This window comes from Kaistia geumhonensis, assembly GCF_030815145.1.
GTDB classification, from domain to species: domain Bacteria; phylum Pseudomonadota; class Alphaproteobacteria; order Rhizobiales; family Kaistiaceae; genus Kaistia; species Kaistia geumhonensis.
Genome location: NZ_JAUSWJ010000001.1, coordinates 611,733 through 633,822 on the forward strand (window position 1 = coordinate 611,733; position 22,090 = coordinate 633,822).

General features: G+C 66.4%; 20 protein-coding genes and 1 pseudogene. 10 read left to right on the forward strand and 11 right to left on the reverse strand.

What is annotated here, in order from left to right; all coding sequences use genetic code 11:
- Window positions 1-20 precede the first annotated feature (20 nt).
- Window positions 21-494: pseudogene (locus tag QO015_RS02870) on the forward strand (CinA family protein); the annotation flags it as partial.
- Between the two features lie 14 nt (window positions 495-508).
- On the opposite strand, the gene QO015_RS02875 reads toward QO015_RS02870, so the two are convergent.
- From QO015_RS02875 to tpiA, 6 genes are all read right to left on the reverse strand, one after another.
- The gene (locus tag QO015_RS02875) at window positions 509-973 is read right to left on the reverse strand and encodes a type II toxin-antitoxin system RatA family toxin (RefSeq protein ID WP_266281583.1); all 465 of its coding nucleotides are present in this window, start codon (window positions 971-973) and stop codon (window positions 509-511) included.
- Window positions 974-976: 3 nt separating this feature from the next.
- Window positions 977-1,951, reverse strand: a complete 975-nt coding sequence (gene lipA, locus QO015_RS02880) for a lipoyl synthase (RefSeq protein ID WP_266281582.1) — start codon at window positions 1,949-1,951, stop codon at window positions 977-979.
- A gap of 18 nt (window positions 1,952-1,969) precedes the next feature.
- Complete coding sequence (locus tag QO015_RS02885; RefSeq protein WP_266281581.1) at window positions 1,970-2,221, reverse strand: GlsB/YeaQ/YmgE family stress response membrane protein; 252 nt, start codon at window positions 2,219-2,221, stop codon at window positions 1,970-1,972.
- Between the two features lie 108 nt (window positions 2,222-2,329).
- Window positions 2,330-3,958: a CTP synthase gene (gene pyrG / locus QO015_RS02890; protein ID WP_266281580.1), complete on the reverse strand. Its 1,629-nt coding sequence runs from the start codon at window positions 3,956-3,958 to the stop codon at window positions 2,330-2,332.
- Between the two features lie 165 nt (window positions 3,959-4,123).
- Window positions 4,124-4,684: a preprotein translocase subunit SecG gene (gene secG / locus QO015_RS02895; RefSeq protein ID WP_266281579.1), complete on the reverse strand. Its 561-nt coding sequence runs from the start codon at window positions 4,682-4,684 to the stop codon at window positions 4,124-4,126.
- Between the two features lie 152 nt (window positions 4,685-4,836).
- Complete coding sequence (gene tpiA / locus QO015_RS02900; protein ID WP_266281578.1) at window positions 4,837-5,592, reverse strand: triose-phosphate isomerase; 756 nt, start codon at window positions 5,590-5,592, stop codon at window positions 4,837-4,839.
- Between the two features lie 241 nt (window positions 5,593-5,833).
- Between tpiA and QO015_RS02905 the strand changes: the two genes are divergently transcribed.
- The 9 genes from QO015_RS02905 to QO015_RS02945 all read left to right on the forward strand — a co-directional run bounded on the left by QO015_RS02905 (window position 5,834) and on the right by QO015_RS02945 (window position 14,583).
- Window positions 5,834-7,708 (forward strand): peptidylprolyl isomerase, encoded by a 1,875-nt coding sequence (locus QO015_RS02905; protein WP_266281577.1) that lies wholly within the window; start codon window positions 5,834-5,836, stop codon window positions 7,706-7,708.
- A gap of 290 nt (window positions 7,709-7,998) precedes the next feature.
- A complete protein-coding gene (gene trpE / locus QO015_RS02910; RefSeq protein WP_266281576.1) occupies window positions 7,999-9,513 on the forward strand; it encodes an anthranilate synthase component I in 1,515 nt (504 codons plus the stop codon).
- 12 nt (window positions 9,514-9,525) lie between these two features.
- On the forward strand, window positions 9,526-10,137 hold the full coding sequence (locus QO015_RS02915) for an anthranilate synthase component II (RefSeq protein WP_266281574.1): 612 nt from the start codon (window positions 9,526-9,528) through the stop codon (window positions 10,135-10,137).
- A 4-nt stretch (window positions 10,138-10,141) separates the two neighbouring features.
- Window positions 10,142-11,155 carry an anthranilate phosphoribosyltransferase gene (gene trpD / locus QO015_RS02920; RefSeq protein WP_266281573.1) on the forward strand — a complete coding sequence of 338 codons (1,014 nt, stop codon included), beginning with the start codon at window positions 10,142-10,144 and terminating at the stop codon, window positions 11,153-11,155.
- Between the two features lie 4 nt (window positions 11,156-11,159).
- The gene (gene trpC / locus QO015_RS02925) at window positions 11,160-11,957 is read left to right on the forward strand and encodes an indole-3-glycerol phosphate synthase TrpC (protein WP_266281572.1); all 798 of its coding nucleotides are present in this window, start codon (window positions 11,160-11,162) and stop codon (window positions 11,955-11,957) included.
- A 2-nt stretch (window positions 11,958-11,959) separates the two neighbouring features.
- Entirely contained in the window at window positions 11,960-12,475 is a 516-nt protein-coding gene (locus tag QO015_RS02930; RefSeq protein ID WP_266281570.1) for a GNAT family N-acetyltransferase, read from the forward strand.
- Window positions 12,472-12,951, forward strand: a complete 480-nt coding sequence (moaC, locus tag QO015_RS02935; RefSeq protein ID WP_266281568.1) for a cyclic pyranopterin monophosphate synthase MoaC — start codon at window positions 12,472-12,474, stop codon at window positions 12,949-12,951. The genes QO015_RS02930 and moaC overlap by 4 nt, the downstream gene beginning before the upstream one ends.
- Window positions 12,948-14,159, forward strand: coding sequence for a molybdopterin molybdotransferase MoeA (locus QO015_RS02940; RefSeq protein WP_266281566.1), 1,212 nt, complete (start codon window positions 12,948-12,950; stop codon window positions 14,157-14,159). The genes moaC and QO015_RS02940 overlap by 4 nt, the downstream gene beginning before the upstream one ends.
- Window positions 14,160-14,316: 157 nt before the next feature.
- Window positions 14,317-14,583: a hypothetical protein gene (locus QO015_RS02945; RefSeq protein ID WP_266281564.1), complete on the forward strand. Its 267-nt coding sequence runs from the start codon at window positions 14,317-14,319 to the stop codon at window positions 14,581-14,583.
- A gap of 43 nt (window positions 14,584-14,626) precedes the next feature.
- Here the strand turns inward: QO015_RS02945 and QO015_RS02950 are convergent, their stop codons facing one another.
- The 5 genes from QO015_RS02950 to QO015_RS02970 all read right to left on the reverse strand — a co-directional run bounded on the left by QO015_RS02950 (window position 14,627) and on the right by QO015_RS02970 (window position 21,854).
- The gene (locus QO015_RS02950; protein ID WP_266281563.1) at window positions 14,627-15,409 is read right to left on the reverse strand and encodes an endonuclease/exonuclease/phosphatase family protein; all 783 of its coding nucleotides are present in this window, start codon (window positions 15,407-15,409) and stop codon (window positions 14,627-14,629) included.
- A 51-nt stretch (window positions 15,410-15,460) separates the two neighbouring features.
- Window positions 15,461-16,756: an amidohydrolase family protein gene (locus QO015_RS02955; RefSeq protein ID WP_266281562.1), complete on the reverse strand. Its 1,296-nt coding sequence runs from the start codon at window positions 16,754-16,756 to the stop codon at window positions 15,461-15,463.
- 84 nt (window positions 16,757-16,840) lie between these two features.
- Entirely contained in the window at window positions 16,841-17,314 is a 474-nt protein-coding gene (locus QO015_RS02960) for a hypothetical protein (protein ID WP_266281561.1), read from the reverse strand.
- A 41-nt stretch (window positions 17,315-17,355) separates the two neighbouring features.
- Window positions 17,356-20,520: an efflux RND transporter permease subunit gene (locus tag QO015_RS02965; protein ID WP_266281560.1), complete on the reverse strand. Its 3,165-nt coding sequence runs from the start codon at window positions 20,518-20,520 to the stop codon at window positions 17,356-17,358.
- A gap of 56 nt (window positions 20,521-20,576) precedes the next feature.
- Window positions 20,577-21,854, reverse strand: a complete 1,278-nt coding sequence (locus QO015_RS02970) for an efflux RND transporter periplasmic adaptor subunit (RefSeq protein ID WP_266281559.1) — start codon at window positions 21,852-21,854, stop codon at window positions 20,577-20,579.
- Between the last annotated feature and the right edge of the window lie 236 nt (window positions 21,855-22,090).

The window sequence follows — 22,090 nt, forward strand, 5'->3', positions numbered from 1 at the left end:
TGACCGATCTCACGCCCCTGATGCCCGCCGCAGCCGATCTCATCTGGCTCTGCGCCGACAGGAAACTGATAATCGCGACGGCGGAATCCTGCACGGGCGGACTGATCGCCGGCGCACTGACCGAAATCGCCGGCTCCTCCGCCGTGGTCGACCGCGGCTTCGTCACCTATTCCAACGCGGCCAAGACGGCGATGCTCGGCGTGCCGGCGGCATTGATCGACAGGGTCGGCGCGGTCAGCAAGGAAGTCGCGCTCGCGATGGCCGTCGGGGCCCTGGCGAAGTCCGACGCCGATCTCGCAGTCGCCGTCACCGGTATCGCGGGCCCGGGCGGCGGCTCGGTGGACAAGCCGGTCGGCCTCGTCCATTTCGCTGCAATGCGACGCGGCGGCCAGGCGGTGCACGAAGCCCATGTCTTCTCGGGACGCGACCGCTCGGGCGTGCGTCACGACACGGTTGCGAACGCCCTGGCGATGCTGAGGCGGCTGGCCGCGGGCTGAAGAGGCCGCCGTCAGGCTGGCGGCGCCGGCTTGCCGTAGACGATATCCGCTCTCTTCTCAAAGGCTTCCGCGAACTTCCGGAAGGCCTTGTCGAAGACGCTGCCCATCAGCATCGAGAGCGCACGCGATCGGAATTCGTAGTCGATGGAGAAGTGCACGCGACAGCGGCTGGCGCCGTCCGGCGTGAAGGTCCACAGATTGTCGAGGTGCTTGAACGGGCCGTCGAGATATTCCGCGCGAATCGTCCCGGCGTCCCTGTCGAGCACGACCTTGGTGGTGAAGGTTTCGCGGACGATCTTGTAGGCGACCGTCATGTCGGCGATCAGGACGTCGCGGGTGCCGGAGGACTGGCGCCCGCGCACGATCAGCGCCTCGCAGAGCGGCACGAATTCCGGATATTTCGAGACATCCGCGACGAGATCGAACATCGCCTCGGCGGAATGCGCGACGCGGCGCTCCGTGTCGAATTTCGGCATGGCTCAGCCGCGCGGCTGAGCCTGGCGCGCGGCCCGCAGGCGCGCGAAATCCTCGCCGGCATGGTGGGACGAGCGGGTCAGCGGGCTCGACGACACCATCAGGAAGCCCTTGGCATAGCCGATCGTTTCGAAGGATTTGAACTCCGTCGGCTCGACGAAGCGGATGACCGGATGATGCTTGCGGCTCGGCTGGAGGTACTGGCCGATGGTGAGGAAGTCGACATCGGCGACGCGCAGATCGTCCATGAGCTGGAGGACCTCGTTCCGCTCCTCGCCGAGGCCGACCATGATGCCCGACTTGGTGAACATCTCGCCGTCCAGCTCCTTCACCCGCTGCAGCAGCCGTAGCGAGTGGAAGTAGCGGGCGCCGGGCCGGACCTTAAGATATTTCGACGGCACGGTTTCGAGATTGTGGTTGAAGACGTCCGGCTTGGCGGCCACCACGATCTCGAGCGCACCGGGTTTCCTCAGGAAGTCGGGCGTCAGGATCTCGATCGTCGTGCCCGGCGCCGCGGCGCGGATCGCGAGGATGACCTCGGCGAAATGCTGCGCGCCGCCATCGTCGAGATCGTCGCGGTCGACCGAGGTGATCACGACATGCTCGAGGCCAAGCTTGGCGACGGCCTCGGCAACCTTCTGCGGCTCGGCGCGGTCGAGCGCCTCAGGCATGCCGGTACGCACGTTGCAGAAGGCGCAGGCCCGCGTGCAGGTGTCGCCCATGATCATGAAGGTGGCGTGCTTCTTCGACCAGCACTCGCCGATATTCGGGCAGCCGGCCTCCTCACAGACGGTGACGAGGCCGTTCTTCTTCACGATGTCCTGCGTCTCGCGATAGATGGGCGAGCCGGGCGCGCGGACGCGGATCCAGTCGGGCTTGCGCAGGAGCGGCGTGTCGGGCCGGTTCGCCTTCTCGGGATGGCGCGGACGGCGATCCTTGGCAGTGGCGGGCGCGGTGACCGTATCGAGAACGACGACCATGGAAGCTCCGGGTCGGAATTAGCCGCGGCGGAAGAGGCCGAGCAGGAAGAGAAGGACAATGGCGCCGATGGTCGACACCACAAGGCTGCCGACAAAGCCCGGCTCCGGCACGAGATTGAAGGTCGAGGCGAGGATCGCGCCGATCCACGAGCCAATGAGGCCGACGATGAGATTGACGATCAGGCCGTGACGACGGCCCATGGTTCGCGATGCGATCCAACCGGCGAGAATGCCGATCACGATCGTCATGAAAATGCCCACACCCGACATTCGTCGTCTCTCCCTTTCCCCTTGTTCCGCCAATATGGATTGGCGGCCGGCCGAACGCCAGAGCAGGCCCTGCATGGGAGTCATGCAGGGAGCGGGGCCGGGTCGCCGTCAGACGAGCCGCGACTGCTCCTTCGCCGCGGCGATGAAGGAGGCGAAGAGCGGATGCGGCGCAAGCGGCCGCGACTTCAGCTCGGGGTGATACTGCACGCCGATAAACCAGGGATGATCGAGCAGTTCAACCGTCTCCGGCAGCACGCCGTCCGGCGACATGCCGGCGAAATGCATGCCGCAATGCTCGAGCCGCTCCTTGTAGTCGATATTCACCTCATAGCGATGGCGATGGCGCTCGAAGATGTCCGTCGACCCGTAAATCTCGGCGATCTTGGAGCCGGGCTCCAGCTTCGCCTCATAGGCGCCGAGCCGCATGGTGCCGCCGAGATCGCCGGCCGCGTGGCGCTTCTCCAGCAGGTTGCCGCGCAGCCATTCGGTCATCAGGCCGACAACCGGCTCCGAGGTCGGGCCGAACTCGGTCGAACTCGCATTCTCGATGCCGGCCATGTTGCGGGCCGCCTCGATCACGGCCATCTGCATGCCGAAACAGATGCCGAAATAGGGCACCTTGCGCCGGCGTGCGAAGCCGGCGGCGAGGATCTTGCCTTCCGATCCGCGCTCGCCGAAGCCACCCGGAACGAGGATGCCGTTCACGCGCTCCAGATAGGGCGCCGGATCTTCCTTCTCGAAGATCTCGCTCTCGATCCAGTCGATATTGACCTTCACGGTATTGGCGACGCCGCCATGCTGCAGCGCCTCGATCAGCGACTTATAGGCATCCTTGAGGCCGGTGTATTTTCCGACCACGGCGATGGTGACCTCGCCTTCGGGATTGCGGATCCGGCTCGTCAGCGCGTTCCAGCGCGACAGATCCGGCGTCGGCGCATCCTTGATGCCGAAGGCGGCGAGAACCTCGGTGTCGAGCCCCTCCGCATGATAGGCGGTCGGCACGTCGTAGATGTGCGCGACGTCGAGCGCCTGGATGACGGCCGATTCGCGCACGTTGCAGAAGAGAGAGAGCTTACGCCGCTCCTCCTTCGGGATCGGCCGATCGGAACGACAGAGCAGGATGTCGGGCTGGATGCCGATCGAGCGCAGCTCCTTAACGGAATGCTGCGTCGGCTTGGTCTTCAGCTCGCCCGCGGACGGGATGTAAGGCAGCAGCGTCAGGTGGATATAGACGACGTCGTCGCGGGGCAGGTCGTTCCCGATCTGCCGGATCGCCTCAAGGAACGGCATCGCCTCGATGTCGCCGACCGTGCCGCCGATCTCGCAGAGCACGAAATCGACATCGTCGTTTCCGGACAGGACGAAGGCCTTGATGGCGTCGGTGACATGGGGAATCACCTGCACCGTGCCGCCGAGATAATCACCCCTGCGCTCGCGGGCGATGATTTCCTGATAGATGCGACCGGTGGTGACGCTGTCCGCCTTTGAGGCAGGCCGGCCGGTGAAGCGCTCGTAATGGCCGAGATCGAGATCCGTCTCGGCGCCGTCGTCGGTGACGAAGACCTCGCCGTGCTGATACGGGCTCATCGTGCCCGGATCGACGTTCAGATAGGGATCGAGCTTCCTCAGGCGGACCTTGTAGCCACGAGCCTGGAGCATGGCGCCGAGCGCTGCCGAGGCAATGCCCTTGCCAAGCGAGGAAACCACGCCGCCGGTGATGAATACGTACCGCGCCATGGGCTCTTACCTTAGCCTCCGATTGAACGATTCGCTCGATCAAACCACAGCGCGGCGAATGCCGGCTGCGGCGATGAATTGCTTCGGGCGGTATTTCGTCCGCCCCAAACGAAACGTCGCCGCGAAGGGGCGGCGACGTCCCGGAATTCCTGGTCTTTAGGGCGCCTAGTTGGTGCTGGGCACCGTCGGCGCGGCGGGAGCCGCCGGAGCGGGCGTACTGGCCGGAGCCGAGCCCGTGGCCGGAGCCGAACCCGTGGCGGGCGCCGCGGGCGCGGCGCCGGTCGCCGGAGCCGAGCCCGTGGCCGGAGCCGAACCCGTGGCGGGCGCCGCGGGCGCGGCGCCGGTCGCCGGAGCTGGCGTCGCCGCATCGCCCGAAGCCGGCGCGGCTGCACCGTCCGACCTGCGCGGCGGCAGCTGGTTGAGAATGCCCTGCCCATCGCCGGAAGCCGGCGTCGTCGCAGGGGCCGACTCGCTCTGGATCCGGTCAAGGATCGATGCGGGCCGGTCGCCATAGCGCGTAATCAGCGTCAGGGCGATGGACGTCACGAAGAACACGGCGGCCAGGATGGCGGTGGTGCGCGTCAGGACGTTGGCGGATCCACGGGCGGTCATGAAGCCGCCACCGCCGCCGATGCCGAGCGCACCGCCTTCGGAGCGCTGCAGGAGGACAACGGCGACGAGCGCGACGACCACCATCAGGTGGATCACGATGATGACTGTCTGCATCGATGACTCTGATCGGAAGCTTCTGAAAACCGGCGCCTTGTACACGATCGACCCGGGCGATGCCAGTGCCCGGGCGCGCCTGATATGGGTGGCGTCCCGCCAATGACCAAGGGGACGCCTCCGAAGGCCCGTCAGGACCCTGCCGGTGCCGCTCAGGGATAGCTGTGCGCGATGCCGAGAAAATCGACGGCGCGCAGGCTCGCGCCGCCCACGAGCGCGCCGTTGACATTCTCGACGGCGAGGATGTCGGAGGCGTTGGAGGGCTTCACGGAGCCGCCATAGAGAATACGCATGTCCTCGCCCTCGTCGCCGAAGCGCAGCACAAGCTGATGGCGGATATGGGCATGCGCCTCGGCGATCTCGTCCAGCGTCGGCGTGCGACCGCTGCCGATGGCCCAGATCGGCTCATAGGCGATGATGAGGTTGTCGGCGGTCGCCCCATCCGGAACCGAGGCCGCCAGCTGCGTTTCGAGAACCTCGAGCGTCTTGCCCCCATCACGCTCCGCCTCGCTCTCGCCGATGCAGAGGATGGCGATGAGACCAGCGCGACGTGCCGCGCGGGCCTTGGCATGGACGACGGCGTTGGTGTCGAGGTCGTCGGCACGCCGCTCGGAGTGCCCCACGATGACATGCGTGGCGCCGGTGTCCGCGATCATCTCCGCCGACACGTCGCCGGTGTGGGCGCCGCTCGGGCTGCGATGGCAGTCCTGGCCGCCGATCAGGACGCGCGAGCCGAGCGCCACCACCGCAAAGGTGGACAGGAGTGTGAAGGGCGGGCAGATGGCGAGATCGGTCTTCGCGCGAAGGCCGATGTCGTAGCCCTCGGTGATGCGCGAAAACTCGGCGACAGACGACTTCAGGCCGTTCATCTTCCAGTTGCCGACGACGATCGGCCTCAGCCTCGACATTTCGCGATTTCCTCCGCTGTTCGGTCGCTTTCCCCTGTATGCGGTCAGCGGGCGGCGGCAAGTCAAGGGGGGAGCGCCGGCGAGAGAGGAAGCACCCGCGGAAAGAGCAGGGGCGCCATCCTTTGCGGCTATTGCTCCGGCGAAACCGCCTTTCTATGATCGCGCGCCCCAAATCGGGGCGAAGACGAAGGCGGCCTCCAGCGCGAACCGCCTCTACCAGAGGATGCCGATGCTCGATTCCATGCGTAAACACGCCTCCGGTCCGGTGGCGAAGATCCTGATCGGCATCCTGATCATCTCCTTCGGCGTCTGGGGCGTCGCGGGGGCGCTCAGCGGCATCGGCACCAATACGGTCGCGCAGGTCGGCAATACCGAAATCTCGGTCGTCGATTTCGACCGGGCCTATCGCCGGGAGCTCCAGAATCTCAGCCAGCAGGTCGGCACGCAGATCACCCCGGACCAGGCCAAGGCCTTCGGACTGCCGAACCGGGTGCTGTCTCGCCTCATCACCGAGGCGGCGCTCGACGACCAGGCCGAGACTCTCGGCCTCGGCGTTTCTCAGGAAACGCTCGTCAAGGAGATTGCCGCGGACCCGGCCTTCAAGGGCGCTGCCGGCACGTTCGACCGCGCCTATTTCGTCCAGCTGCTGCGCGCCAACGGCCTCAACGAGGACGATTATGTGCTGGAGCGCCGCGCCGTCGAGCGGCGCAAGCAGCTCGCCGACAGCATCTCGAGCGGCGCGACGCTGCCCGCCACGCTCGCCGAAGCGGTGCACATCTATCAGTCAGAGGCGCGCACCATCCGCTACATCGTGATGCCGGCCTCGCTGATCACGGATGTGGGCGAGCCGACGGCCGAGCAGCTGACGGCTTATTACAACGACCACAAAGCCGACTGGAAACGTCCCGAGCTTCGCGAGATCGCGATCATGACGCTGTCTCCGGACGACGTCGCCCGTCCGTCCGATATCGACGACGCGACGGCGCAGAAGGCCTATGACGCCGACAAGGCGCAGTACACGACGCCCGAGACGCGGCATGTCTACCAGCTGATCTTCTCTGACCAGACGACGGCCGACGAGCAGTCCGCCAAGCTGAAGGGTGGCGCAAGCTTCGAGAGCGTGGTGCAGAGCACCGGCCGCCAGCTCGCGGACACGGATCTTGGCACCATCACGCGCGACAAGCTGATCGATCCGAAGGTGGCCGAGGCGGCGTTCTCGCTTGCCCCCGGCGCCACCAGCGACGTGATCGTGGGCAGCTTCGGACCGGTTCTGCTCTGGGTGCCGGAAGTCAATCCGTCGACGGTCAAGCCGTTCGACGAGGTCAAGGCCGAGATCAAGTCGAACCTCGCCCTCGAGGCCGCGCGCAGGGATCTCTCCAGCGTCCGCGATTCGATCGAGGATGCGCGGGCCGGCGGCGCGACGCTCCAGGAGATCGCGACCAAGAACAAGCTGACGCTCCGCACCGTCAATGTCGACGCAACGGGGAACGACGGCGACGGCAAGCCGGTCGCCGATCTGCCGGCCAAGGACCAGTTGCTGAAGGCGGCGTTCGAGAGCGATGTCGGCATCGACAACCAGGCGCTCGCCGATGGCGACTCGACGATCTGGTATGCCGTCTCGGCTATTGATCCTGCCGCCGACCGTACGCTCGACAGCGTGAAGGACCAGGTCGCGGCGGCCTGGAAGAAGGCGACGATCGAGACGAAACTCGCGGAGAAGGCCAAGGAGACTGCGGCCCGCCTCTCCAAGGGCGAGACGATGGATGCCGTCGCGGCGTCGCTGGGGCTCACCGTCCAGACGGACGCCGACCAGACGCGCGGCAGCAAGCCGCCGGCCGACTTCTCGACCGACGCCCTGAAGGCTGCCTTCGATGGCCCGAAGGGCTATGCCGCCGCCGTTGCGGGCGTCGATCCGGACCAACAGATCGTGCTTCAGGTCGACAGCGTGACCGAGACGCCCTTCGTGAAGGACGACCCCAAGGAAGTCTCCTTGACCCGGCAGCTCGCCGATGCGATGCAGAACGATCTTCTGCAGCAGTATATCAGCGAGCTGCAGAACGAGCTCGGCGCCAAGGTCAACCAGCAGGCGCTGCAGCGCGTGATCGGCGCGAGCTGACGAAGGAACCGATGTCGACCGAGCGTATCCGCCCTGCCAATCGAGCCGTCCGCGCCCAGCGGATGGCGACGGCTGCGGTGGTCCCGGCCGACCGGACCGCGCGCCGCGGCGACGCCGATGCACGCTGGCAGGGCGACGCGCGCTGGCATGCTGGGTGGCGATGGCGTTGACCGCCCTGCCCGGCTAAGGCCGGGCATTGCGCCGCGAACCGATGCCCGATCAGGGCCCGCGCGGCTGAGCCGATACCGCCACAGATGCGGGTTTTCGCCCGCCGATACCGGACTGACATCATGCTGATCGAGCCGTCGCCAGAGACGATCGCGCGCAACTATGAATCGGGCGAGGCGCAGGTCGTCTGGACCCGCCTCGTCGCGGATCTGGAGACCCCCGTCTCCGCCATGCTCAAGCTCTCCGCCGGGCGAAGCAACACCTTCCTGCTCGAATCGGTCGAAGGCGGCGCCGTCCGCGGCCGTTATTCGATGATCGGCATCGAGCCGGACCTGCTCTTCCGCGCCCGTGCCGACAAGGCCGAGATCGACCGCGACGTCACGCCGGGTCGCGAGGCCTTCGAACCTGTCGAAGGCGGTTCGCTCGACGTCCTGCGCCGCCTGATCGCGGAATCGCATATCGACCTTCCCGAGGGGCTGCCGCCGATGTCGGCCGGCATCTTCGGCTATCTCGGCTATGACATGGTCCGCCAGATGGAGGATCTGGGGCCGCCCAATCCGGACGCGCTCGGCCTGCCGGACGCGATCATGATGCGCCCGACGGTCATGGTCATCTTCGATGCCGTGAAGGACGAGATCACCGTCGTCACGCCGGTGCGCCCCGCTGCCGGTGTCAGCGCGGCGCAAGCCCATGCCCGAGCCGTCGAGCGGCTGACCGGGGTCGTGGACACGCTCGAAGGGCCCTTGCATCGTGCCTTCGAGCCGGCTGAGGTCGATCTCGACATCGACGTCGTCTCGAACACGCCGCATGAGCGCTATCTCGAGATCGTGGCGCGGGCGAAGGAGTACATCGCGGCCGGCGACATCTTCCAGGTTGTGCTGTCGCAGCGCTTCGAGGCGCCTTTCACACTGCCGCCCTTCTCGCTCTACCGGGCGCTTCGGCGCACCAACCCCTCGCCCTTCCTCTACTTCCTCGATTTCGGCAGCTTCGCGGTCGCCGGATCGAGCCCGGAAATCCTGGTGCGTGTGCGCGACGGCGAGGTCACGATCCGGCCGATCGCCGGCACGCGACGTCGCGGGGCGACCAGCGAGCAGGACAAGGCGCTGGCCGCCGAGCTACTCGCCGATCCCAAGGAACTCGCCGAGCATCTGATGCTGCTCGATCTCGGGCGCAACGATGTCGGCCGCGTCGCCGAGATCGGCTCGGTGAAGGTCACCGACAAGTTCTTCCTGGAATATTACAGCCAGGTCATGCACATCGTCTCCAACGTCGTCGGACGGCTCGCCGCGCCGAACGACATGCTGGACGCGCTCGCCGCGGGCTTCCCGGCCGGCACCGTCTCCGGCGCGCCGAAGGTGCGCGCGATGGAGATCATCGACGAGCTGGAGCTGGAGAAGCGCGGAATCTATGCGGGCTGCGTCGGCTATTTCTCCGCCGACGGCGCCATGGACACGTGTATCGTGTTGCGCACGTCCATCGTGAAGGATGGGCGCATGTATGCGCAGGCCGGAGCCGGCATCGTTGCCGACTCGGTGCCGGAGAGCGAGCACCAGGAATGCATCGCCAAGGCGCGGGCCCTGTTCCGCGCCGCCGAGGAAGCGGTAAAGTTCGCTTCGCAGGCCGGACGCGGGCAGTAGGGAGAAGCGGCCATGTCCTTTCTCGTCATCGATAACTACGACAGCTTCACCTACAATCTCGTCCATTACCTCGGCGAGCTCGGCGCCGATCTCATGGTTCGCCGCAACGACAAGATCACCGTCGACGAGGTGGTGGCGCTCGACCCCGAGGGAATCGTTCTCTCGCCGGGGCCCTGCACCCCGAACGAGGCGGGCATCTGCCTCGATCTCATCGAGCAGGTGGGCGACACGATCCCGATCTTCGGTGTATGCCTCGGCCATCAGGCCATCGGCCAGGCGATGGGCGGCGACGTCGTGCGGGCGCCGAGCCAGATGCACGGCAAGATCTCGACCATCCGCCACACCGGCCGCAGCGTCTTTCGGGGCATCAACGGCCCGTTCCAGGCGACGCGCTACCATTCGCTGCAGGTTCGCCGCGAGACGATGCCCGAGGTGCTGGAAATCACGGCCGAGTCGGACGACGGGGTCGTGATGGGTGCCATGCACAAGACGCTGCCGATGCACGGGGTGCAGTTCCATCCCGAGAGCATCGCCTCGGAGCATGGCCACCGCATGCTCAAGAACTTCATCGACCTCGCGCGCGACTGGAACGCCCGTCATCGCCAGGCGCGGTCGGTGGCCTGACGCCATGAGCGAGTTCAAGGTTCACATCGCGAAGGTGGCCGCCGGACAGGCGCTCACCCGCGCAGAGGCCGAAGCGGCATTCGACATCATCATGTCGGGCAACGCGACGCCGGCGCAGATCGGCGGCTTCCTGATGGCGCTGCGCGTCCGCGGCGAGACCGTCGACGAGATCGCCGGTGCTGTCGCGACCATGCGCTCGAAGATGCTGACGGTCGAGGCGCCGGCGGATGCGGTCGATGTCGTCGGGACAGGCGGCGACGGCTCGCACACGCTGAACATCTCGACCGCCTCGGCCTTCGTGGTGGCTGGCGCCGGTGTGCCCGTCGCCAAGCACGGCAACCGCGCCCTCTCCTCGAAATCCGGCGCCGCCGATGTGTTGATGGCGCTCGGTGTCAATGTCGATGTGCCGCCCGCCGTCATCTCGGCGGCGATCCGCGAGGCCGGGATCGGCTTCATGTTCGCTCCGGCCCACCACGCTGCGATGAAGCATGTCGGACCGGCCCGCGTCGAACTCGGCACGCGCACGATCTTCAACCTTCTGGGCCCGCTCTCCAATCCGGCCGGCGTCCGCCGCCAGCTGGTCGGCGTCTTCGCGGCCGAATGGCTGGAGCCACTCGCCTTGGTCCTCGCCGCGCTCGGCTCGGAACGGGCGTGGATCGTGCACGGCGCCGGCGGCGTCGACGAGATCACCTCGACGGGGCCGACCCGAGTCGCGGCGCTCGACAATGGCACTGTCGAGACCTTCGTCATCACGCCGGAAGAGGTCGGCCTGCCCGTCTCGCCGGCCGAAGCCATCCGCGGCAGCGACGCCGCCCACAACGCCGCGGCGCTGCGCGCCCTGCTCGGCGGAGCGTCGGGCGCCTATCGCGACACGGTTCTGCTCAACGCTGGCGCGACCCTCGTCGTCGCCGGCAAGGCGGCGACGATCGCGGAAGGCGTCGCGCGCGCCGCGCAGTCGATCGACACCGGCGCTGCCCTGGCCCGTCTCGACAAGCTCGTCGCCGTCACAACAGGCTGAACCGATGACCGACATCCTGAAGAAGATCGAGGCGACGAAGCGCGACGAGATCGAGCTCGCCAAGGAGCGAATTCGCCCCACCGAGATGGAGGCGCGCGCGCTGGATGCGCCGCCTTCGCGCGGCTTCGCCGATGCCATCCGGCGCAAGCATGCCGAGGGCAGGCCGGCGCTCATCGCCGAGATCAAGAAGGCTAGCCCGTCCAAGGGGTTGATACGGCCCGACTTTGACCCGCCGGCACTGGCCAGGGCCTATGCCGAAGGCGGCGCGGCCTGTCTCTCGGTGCTGACCGACGGGCCGTGGTTCCAGGGGGCGCCGGAATATCTCGCGGCGGCGCGCGAGGCGGTCGATCTGCCGGCGCTGCGCAAGGATTTCATCTACGAGCCCTACCAGGTGTTCGAATCGAAGGTCTGGGGCGCCGACTGCATCCTGATCATCATGGCGGCCCTTCCCGATGCGATGGCCCGCGAGATCGAGGACGCGGCGATCGCCAACGGGCTCGACGTGCTGGTCGAGGTGCATGACGACGAGGAGCTCGACCGCGCGCTCCAGCTGCGCTCGCCACTCATCGGCATCAACAACCGCAACCTCCGCACCTTCGAGACGACGCTGGAGACCTCGGAGCGGCTTGCCCCCCGCATTCCCAAGGACCGCGTGATCGTCGGCGAAAGCGCGATCTTCACCCCCGCGGATGTCGCGCGTCTCAAGGCAGCGGGCATCGACACCTATCTCGTCGGCGAAAGCCTGATGCGCCAGCAGGACGTGGCGGAGGCGACCCGCACCCTCCTGACCCCGGTCGCGTGACCATGGCAGTCACGATCCGTGCCCTCCGGCCGGACGATGTGGCGCTGGTCCCGGCGATCGAGCGCGACGCCGCCGCGCGGTTTCGAGAGGTCGGCCTGGATTCGATCGCAGAAGGCGACGTGTCGTCGGAGGCGTTCATCCGCGCCATAGCCGCGAAGGGTGTCGCCCTCGGCGCAGAAGCGGATGGGACGCTCATCGGCTTCGCGCTGGCCGGTGTGCTGGACGACGGCCTGCATCTCTACGAACTGTCGGTGGCGACTGCCCATCATGGTCGCGGCGCCGGTGGCGCGCTGCTCGCGGCACTCGGCATCGAGGCCGGACGGCGCAATCTCCCCGCCGTTACCCTGTCCACCTTCGCCGATGTCCCCTTCAACGCGCCCTTCTATGCGCGGCGCGGTTTCACGCCGGTCGAGCAGGGCGACTGGGGCCCGGCCTTTCATCTGCTGCGCGGGGCGGAGCAGGCGGCCGGCGTTCCCGTCGAACGTCGCGTCTTCATGCGCAAGGAGATCGTTCGATGACCAGGCTCACCCATCTCGACGAGACCGGCGCTGCCCAGATGGTCGACGTGTCGGACAAGCCCGTCACCCATCGCACCGCCATCGCCGAAGGCGCCGTGCGCATGGAGGCCGAGACGCTGCGGCTCATCATGCGCGGCATGACCGCCAAGGGCGATGTCATCGCCACGGCCCGGATCGCCGGGATCATGGCCGCCAAGAAGACGCATGAACTCGTGCCGCTCTGCCATCCGATCATGCTGGCCAAGGTCGCGATCGACATCGAGGCCGACGAGGACCTGCCGGGGCTCGTCGTGCGGGCGACGACCAAGGTGGCGGACCGGACCGGCGTCGAGATGGAGGCGCTCACCGCCGTTTCGGTCGCCTGCCTCACGATCTACGACATGGCCAAGGCGGTCGACCGCGGCATGACGATCGGCCCGATCCGTCTGGTCGAGAAGCAGGGTGGACGGTCCGGCCACTGGAAGGCAGAGCCGTGAAGCCGCTGCTCCCGGTCGAGGAAGCGATCCGCCGGGTTCTCGACGGCGTGGAGCCTTTGGCCGCCGAAGAGGTTCCGCTCGCCGCGGCAGTCGGGCGCGTGTTGGCCGAGCCGCTCCATGCGCTCAGGACTCAGCCGCCGCACGACGTTTCGGCCATGGACGGCTATGCGCTGCGCGCCGCCGACATAGCTTCCACAGCCCTCCCCGCGACGCTCCGCGTCATCGGCTCCGCTCCGGCCGGACATGCCTTCGCAGGCCTGGTCGGCCCCGGCGAGGCGGTGCGCATCTTCACTGGCGCCGGTGTCCCGGATGGCGCCGACGCCATTCTGCTGCAGGAAGACGCCGCTGTCCTTCCCGATGGCCGGATCGAAGCGCGAGAGGCCGTCCGACCGGGACAGCATATCCGGCGGCGTGGTCTCGATTTCTGCGCCGGCGATCGCGTGATCGAGCCGGGCATCCGCCTGGGCATGCGCCAGCTTGCCCTCGCCGCGGCGCTGGATCACGCCAAGGTCCCCGTTCGCCGCAAGCCGGTCGTCGCGATCATCGCCACGGGGGACGAGCTGGTCCCTCCCGGCTCCGGCGACGGCGGGTCGGGGATCGTGGCGTCCAACGGATACGGCATCGGAGCACTCGTCGAAAGCCTCGGCGGATTGGTCCGCGATCTCGGCATCGTCCGCGACGATCGCGCCGCGCTGGCCGCGGCCATCGATGCCGCGATGGGCGCCGATGTGCTGGTCACGATCGGCGGCGCCTCGGTCGGCGATCACGATCTCGTGCGTGACGTGCTTCAAGATCGCGGGATGACGCTCGATTTCTGGCGCATCGCCATGCGGCCGGGCAAGCCGCTGCTTTTCGGGCGGCTGAAGGCGACCCGCGTTCTCAGTCTCCCGGGCAATCCGGTTTCGAGCCTCGTCTGCGCCCTGCTGTTCCTGCGGCCGCTTGTCGAAGCTCTTCTCGGAATGCCGTTTGTCGATCCCACCGTCGGAGCCCGGCTCGGCAGCCAGGTGCGCGCCAACGATGTCCGGCAGGACTACATCCGCGCGCGGCTCACCATCGACGACGACGGCGGCCGCGTCGCCACGCCGCTGGAACGGCAGGATAGCGCGATGCTCTCCGCCTTCCACCGGGCCGAATGCCTCATCGTCCGCCCGCCTCATGCCGACGCCGAAGCGAAAGGGGCGAGATGCCGCGTCGTCATCTTGCCATGATTTGAGTAAAAAAGAGGCGAAGCTGGTTCCTGTTAATAAAGCATTCACTTTTGACGGGAGCGGGCGTATTGATAACTGGCCACCCGCATCGCATCGCCTGGAACGAATCCTGCATCGGAGCGTTGGACGACGAGCGTCGTACGCCGGGAGGGAGATCATGGATCGCACGACTGGAAATGCCGCCAAGGGTTCGCCCAAGGGTTCGCGCAACCTCGGGCTCGGATCGAGCTTCGCCGCCGGCGCACTCATGCTTTGCCACATGAACAGTTCCGGCCTCGGCCGCTATGAGCAGCTGATGGCGGATCTGAGCCGGTTCAACAACGCGCCACTGCCCCAGCCCCCGCTTCGCCGTGCACCCGAGCGGAAGTTGCGTTCCCTGCCCGTCCGTGCCCGGCTGATCAGCTGGTTTACCCGCGGCGCGTGAAAGCGCGCGCCGCCGTTTTCGCCAACCCGCGCTGCCGCGATCGTCAGCGGCCGCGCTTCTTGTGGCCGCCATGATGGCGCGCTTCGGCTGATGCCACGTCGATGTCGACGACGATCGGCAGATGGTCGGAGGCGACGCGGGAAAGCGGCGTCCGAACCACTTCGACATTTTCGATATGCGCCTTGCCGCGCAGCCAGACATGGTCGATGCGCAGCGTCGGCATGCGGCCGGGGAAGGTCGGCTTCGCCTTCCGCGCACCCCACTCCTTCTGCACATCGGTAAACTCCGACGCCAGGCGACGATAGGGCATGAGTCCCGGCGGAGCGTTGAAATCGCCGACAAAGACCACCGGATCGCGGCATTCCGGATGACCGAGCCATTCGGGCCCGAGCAGGGTCGTCAACTGAAGCATCTGTTCATGCGGCCAGACGCCGAGATGCGTGTTCACGATCTGCACCTCGGCCCCGCCGACATCGACCGACGCCCAGAGGGCGCCGCGCGGCTCGACCTTGATACGGTCATGAAAGCCCGGCAGGCGGCCGGTCCTGATGCGCCGGATCGGCAATGCGGTCAAAATCGCATCGCCATAGTGCTCGTGACCATTCTGTGTCGACGGGTTGAAATGCGCCTTCATGCCGAGAAGCTGCGCCAGCGTATGCGCCTGATCGATGCCGCCCGAGCGCGCCCGTCCGACGTCGATCTCCTGCAAGGCGACGATGTCCGGCTTGCAGGCCGCAATGACATGCGCGACCCGGTCCGGAGCGTGGAGCTTGTCTATGCCGATGCAGGCATGGACATTGTAGGAGAGAATCCGGAATCGACCCATTTTCAAGCACCTTCCCAGCCGGGCAACCCTGCTCCGGCGCGGCGGGTTCCCTCAGTGCGGCGCATGAGGCCGATAGGATGCAGGATCGAGCGTCGACGGTCGCCCGGCGATGTCGAGCCGCGTCAACCGCGGCGGCGCCTCCGCGATGACCTTGCCCCGGCGAACAACCGCCAGCCGGGCAGCGCGCATGCGAACCGCCTCGATCGGATCGGAGGCCTGGAGGAGCACGAAATCGGCATTGCGACCCGGGGCGAGGCCGTAATTCTCAAGCCCTAGGATGCGCGCCGGCACTGTAGTGACGGCGTCGAAAGACCAGCGGATCGCCTCGCGACTGGTCATCGGCACGGCATGGACGGCCATGTTGGCGACATCGAGCATGTCCGCCTGGCCGAGCCCATACCAGGGATCCATGCAGCAGTCCTGCCCGAGCGCGACCGGAATGCCCAGCGCGCGCATCTCGGGGATACGCGTCAGACCACGGCGGCGCGGATAGGTGTCGTGACGGCCCTGCAACGTGATGTTGATGAGCGGATTGGCGATCGCCGCGACGCCCGCCTCCTGCATCAGCGGCAGCAGCTTCGAGACGTAATAGTTGTCCATCGAATGCATCGAGGTCAGGTGCGATCCGGCTACGCGCCCGTGAAGGCCGAGCCGCTGCGTCTCCGCCGCCAGAGTCTCGATATGGCGCGACATCGGGTCGTCGCTCTCGTCGCAGTGAAGATCGACCATCAGGCCGCGTTCAGCCGCGATCTCACAGAGCGCTCGCACTGACGCCGCACCATCCGCCATGGTGCGCTCGAAGTGCGGGATGCCGCCGACCACGTCCACCCCCATATCGAGCGCCCGCTCGAGATTCTTCGCGGCGGTGGGCGATCGGTAGTAGCCGTCCTGCGGGAAAGCGACGAGCTGCAGGTCGACATAGGGCTTCACCTTCTCGCGCACCTCGACCAGCGCCTCGACCGCAAGCAACCGATCGTCGCAGACATCGACATGGCTACGCACCGCTAGAAGGCCCTGCGAGACTGCGAGGTCGCAATAGCGCAGCGCCCGCTCGATCACAGCCTCATGTGTCAAAAGGGGCTTCAGTTCGCCCCAAAGAGCAATGCCCTCGAGCAGCGTGCCCGACTGGTTCATCCGCGGCAGGCCGAGCGACAGCGTCGCGTCCATGTGGAAGTGGCAGTCGACGAAAGGCGGAGCGACCAGATAGCCCTGCGCATCGATGATGCGGCCTGCCTCCGCCTCGATCGACGGCGCGATCGCGGCGATGCGGTCGCCCTCGACCGCGATATCGAGCCCCGGACGACTATCGGGAAGCGTCGCGTTCCGGACGATGAGATCGAATGCCATGGAATCCCTGCATGTCTCTGACCCGCCTATCGGATCAGGACATGCAGGCCATTGCAAGCGCCCGCCCGAGGCGGGCGGCCGCGTTCACTGAGGATTGTAGGGCGCCGTCGTCGCGGCATAGGCGGAGCTGAAGGCAGCACCGGCATCCGCGCCGAGCGAGGTGGTCACCTGCTCGCCGATCGCGGTCGCCTCCGCCTTCGGCAGCGTGGCCGCTGCGTTTGCGAGAGCCGCCGCGAGCTGGGTGGCGTCGGAGGCGCCGAGCTTCGGATCGCCGCCGAACTTCGGATCGGTGCGATACTTCGCCATCATCTGCTCGATGAGCGGCTTGCAGCCCGACTGGCACTGTTCGAGCTTCGCGAGATCGTCCTGGAAGCCGAGTGCGCCCATGTCGATGGTCGCGTTCGAATCGAGCTTCTGCTCCATTGTCTCGATCTGCTGGTTGGTCGACTGCGCGATGGCGGGCGCGGACGCCAGCAGCGCGACCAAGAGCAATGCCGAGCCGGCAAAGACCCGCACAGGCGCCATAGGCCCGGCGCGCCAGATTTCGTCACGACACATCACGCGATCCTCCCCGTATCCCGTTACCCCGCCGTACTGCGTCATTCCGCTGCCGCGATCGGTTCCTGCGGCGGCAGGGCCGCCGGCTTCCCCTTCTTGCCGCGTTCGGCGAGCCGCTGGATCACCACATAGAAGGACGGCACGAACAGGACGGCAAGACAGGTCGAGGCGAGCATGCCGCTGACCACCGAGATGCCGATCGAGCGGCGCGAGGCAGCTCCGGCGCCCGTTGCGAAGACGAGCGGCATGACGCCCAGGATGAAGGCGAAGGACGTCATCAGGATCGGCCGGAAGCGGAGCCTCGCCGCCTGCACCGCGGCTTCAACGATCTCCATGCCCTCGTTTCGCTGGTCGCGGGCATATTCGACGATCAGGATCGCGTTCTTCGCCGCCAGGGCTATCAGCAAGATGATGCCGATCTGCGTGTAGAGGTTGTTGGCCGCTCCCACCGCCGTCAGCGCGATCACCGTGCCGAGCAGCGCCAGCGGCACCGCTAGCAGCACTGCGAAGGGCAGCAGCCAGCTCTCATACTGGCCCGCCAGCACGAAATAGACGAGCACGATGGCGAGGCCAAAGGCGAAGTAGAGATCGTTGCCGACGATCTTCTCCTGATACGACATCGCGGTCCAGTCGATGCCGTACCCGGGCGGCAGGGTTTCCTCGGCGATCTGCTCCATGAGGCTCATGGCCTGCCCGGACGAGAAGCCCGGCGCCGCGCCGCCCGCCAGCGTCGCCGCCGGATAGAGATTGTAGAGCGTGATCAGCGGCGGGCCGTCGGTGTCCTCGAACGAGACGAGCGTGCCGAGCGGCACCATCTCGCCCGTCTTGGTCTGGACCTTCAGGTTCATCACGTCCTGCGGCGAGACGCGGCTCTCGGGCGCGGCCTGAACATAGACCTGGAAGACGTTGTTGAACTTGGTGAACTGGTTGACATAGGTCGAGCCGAGATAGGCCTCGATGGTGGAGAACACCTGTCCCACCGTGACGCCGAGCGTCTCCGCGAGAATGCGGTTCACCTTCAGCGTCAGCTGCGGCGTGGTGGCGCTGAAGCTCGAATTGACGCGCTGAAGCCCGGTCTGCGTCGCCGCCCGCTGCTCGAGCGCGGTGACGGCCGCCTGGAGCTGGTGGAAGTCCGAGCTGCCGTTCTTGACGAGGACTTCCATCGTGAAGCCGCCGGTATTGCCGATGCCCTGGATGGGCGGCGGCACCAGCACATAGCCGGTGGCTTCCTGAAGCCCGCTCAGTTGCTCCGTGAGCTTCTCGTAGATGACCTTGAGGCTCTCGTCCGGCCCTCGCACCGACCAGTCCTTGAGCACGACATAGAGCACTGCCGAATTGAACAGCGTCGCGCTGTTGTCGAGAACCGAGACGCCGCTGATGGCGATGACGTTCTCGACGCCCGGCGTCGCCTTGGCTTCGGCCGAGACCTGCTTCATCACCGCGTCGGTCCGCTGGAGCGATGCGCCTTCCGGCAGCTGGACGGCGATCACGACATAGCCCTGGTCCTCGATCGGGAGGAAGGCGGTCGGAATACGCGACATGCCCCAGAAGGCCGTGCCTACGAGGATGAGCGCGGCGAGGACCATGAGATAGGACACCTTCACCATATGCCGGATCAGGCCGACATATCTCTGCTCGCACCAGTCGAAGACCCGGTTGAAGCCGCGGAAGAAGATGTTGCGCTTTTCACGAGGCGTCGGCGCCCGCAGCCAGAGCGCGCACTGGGTCGGCTTGAGCGTCGCCGCGTTGATGGCCGAGATGAACGCTGTCGCCGCGATGACGAGCGCGAACTGCTTGTACATCTGCCCGGTCAAGCCCGGCAGGAAGGACGACGGCAGGAACACAGCCATCAGCACGAGCGTGATTCCGATGATCGGCCCGAACAGCTCGTCCATCGCCTTGATGGCCGCGTCGTGTCCGCTTTTCCCCTCCTCGATATGTCGTGACACGCCTTCGACGATGACGATCGCGTCGTCGACCACGATGCCGATGGCCAGCACGATGGCGAACAGCGTCGCCGTGTTGACACTGAATCCGAGCGCCGCCATCGCCGCGAAGGCGCCGATGATGGTCACCGGCACGGTCGTCGCCGGCACAAGCACGGCGCGCCAATCCTGCAGGAAGACGAGAATAACGATCAGGACGAGGATCGCCGCCTCGATCAGCGTCTTGTAGACCTCGTCAATCGAGGCCGAGACGAAGCGGGTGGTATCGAACGGAATCTCGTATTGGAGGCCGGGCGGGAAGGCCTTCGAGAGTTCTTCCATCTTCGCCCTCACCGCCTCGGCGACGCCGAGCGCATTGGCCTCCGGCAGCTGGAAGATGCCGATCGCGGCGGTCGGAGCGTTGTTGAAGGTCGAGGTATGGCTGTAGCTCTGCGAGCCCAGCTCGACACGTCCGATGTCACGGACGCGGACGATCTGGCCGCCATTGGTGTTGTTGACCTTGACGATGATATTCTCGAAGTCCGGCGCGTCGTTGAAGCGGCCGTTGACGTTCACCGTGTACTGGAAATTGAGGCCCTTCGGCGCTGGCGGCATGCCGGTCATGCCGGCGGTGACTTCCTGGCTCTGTTTGCGGATCGCGTCGACGACATCCGTCGGCGTCAGGCCGAAGGCCTGAAGCTTGTCCGGGTCCATCCAGATGCGCATGGCATAGGGACCGGCGCCGTTGACGATGACATTGCCGACGCCGGGAATGCGCGCCAGCTCGTTCTGGATGTTGATGACGCCGTAGTTGGAAAGATAGAGCCCGTCATAGGTATTGTCGGGCGAGAAGAGCGTGATGAACTGCAGGACGGCCGTCGACTTCTTCTGCACGTTCACGCCCTGAACCTGGACGGATTCTGGAAGCGAGGCGAGCGCGATCGCGACACGGTTCTGAACCAGAACCTGCGCCTGGTCCGGGTCCGTGCCGATGTCGAACGTGACGGTGAGGTTGTAGGTGCCGTCGCTCGCGCTCGTCGACTGCATGTAGATCATGCCCTGGACGCCGTTCACCTGCTCCTCGATGGGCAGGGCGACGGTATCCATGATCGTGCGAGCGCTCGCGCCGGGATAGGTCGTCGTCACGACGACCGTCGGGGGCACAACGTTGGGATATTGCGCGATCGGCAGCGTGAACACGGCGACTGCGCCGATCAGCACGATGACGAGCGCCAGCACGTTCGAGAGAACGGGCCGCTCGATGAAGAACTTGGAAATCATGGGCGCCGCCCCCTCGGTCCGTCCATTGGTCGCCGAACGTCGATGTCGGCCTCGCCTCAGGGATTTGCGATCGCAGCCGGCGCCGCGGCCGGGGCGGAAGCCGCCGGCGCAGGGCTCTTCGCGTCCGCCGCAGCCGGCTTCGCCGCGGAAGTCGGCGTAAGGTCCGGAGGCGGCGCGGCGGCCATCTGGCCGTCCTGCACATCGACGACATTGCCCGGCACGGCGCGCATGCCGCCGCCGATGATCACCTGATCATCCTTGGTGAGGCCCTCGGTAATCACGCGCAGCTGCCCTTCGAGCTGGCCCGTCTTCACGAGACGCTGCTCGACCTTCTTCTCTGAATTCACCACGAGGACGTAGCTGCCAGCCTGGCTGGAAGCGATCGCCGTATCGTTGACGAGAATGGCATCCGGCTGCTGCTGCAGCGGCACGCGGACCCTGGCGAACAGGCCAGGGAGAAGCGCCGAGTTCGCGTTGTCGAAAACGCCGCGCGCCGTCAGCGTGCCGGTATTCTGGTCGACGGCAGGCGCGATGTAGTCGATCACGCCCTTGTAGGGATAATCGCTGTCGACGGTGAGGCCGATCTCGACAGGGAAATCGTGCACGTCGCGGAGCGTTCGGCCCTGTTTGGCCAGCGCCTCCTTGATGAGAAGCACCTGACGCTCGTTGACGGTGAAATAGGTATAGATCGGGTGGATCTGCACGATGGTCGCGAGCTTGGTCGGGCCGGTATATCCAACCAGCGCACCCACATCCTGCAGGTGGTTCGTGACGATGCCGTCGAAGGGCGCGGTGACGCTGGTGTAGCCGAGATTGATCTGCGCCACCTCGACGTCGGCCTGGGCCTGCTGCGTCGCCGCGATCGCCTGATCAAGCTGCGCCTTGGCGTCGTCGGCCTTCGCGACCGAAGTGACCTGCTGCTGTACGAGCGTATTCTGGCGGTTGAACTCGAGTTGCTTGTTTTCCTGGGCCGCCTTGGCCGAGGCAAGCGCGCCCTGCGCCTGGTCGAGCTGCGCCTGATAGGTGTCCTTCTGGATCGTGAACAGAAGGTCGCCCGCCTTTACCGCCTGGCCGTCGGTATATTTGATACCGGTCAGGAAGCCCTGCACGCGGGCCTCGAGATCGACCTGATTGACCGCTTCGGTATTGCCCGTCAGCTCCATGTAGAGCGTAACCGGCTGTTGCACCGGCTTGGCCACCGTGACCTTCGTGGGCGGCGGCGGCACATAGGCGTTCTTGTCGTTGCAGCCGACCAGGGCCAGGAGGGCGACGCCAGCGGCGCCGGCAAGCGCCGCGCGGCCGGGACCCGATACAGTTCTTCCCGCAACGATCATTCCGCCCCCACACTCCACAGCCCGGACCCGCGGCCGACACCCGGCATTCCGGCATTCCGGCACGATACGTGAACTCCACGCTCCGGGCGAGCGATTCCCCGCCTGTTGGTGGCGGAGCCGTTTATACCGCCGGGATTACGAAGGAAACATGCACAGGCTCGCGAATCCGGGCTGCGTATCACAAAACAGGCCGCCGGCTGGAAAGCGCGGCGGCCCGATCGATGCAACAGGGATGA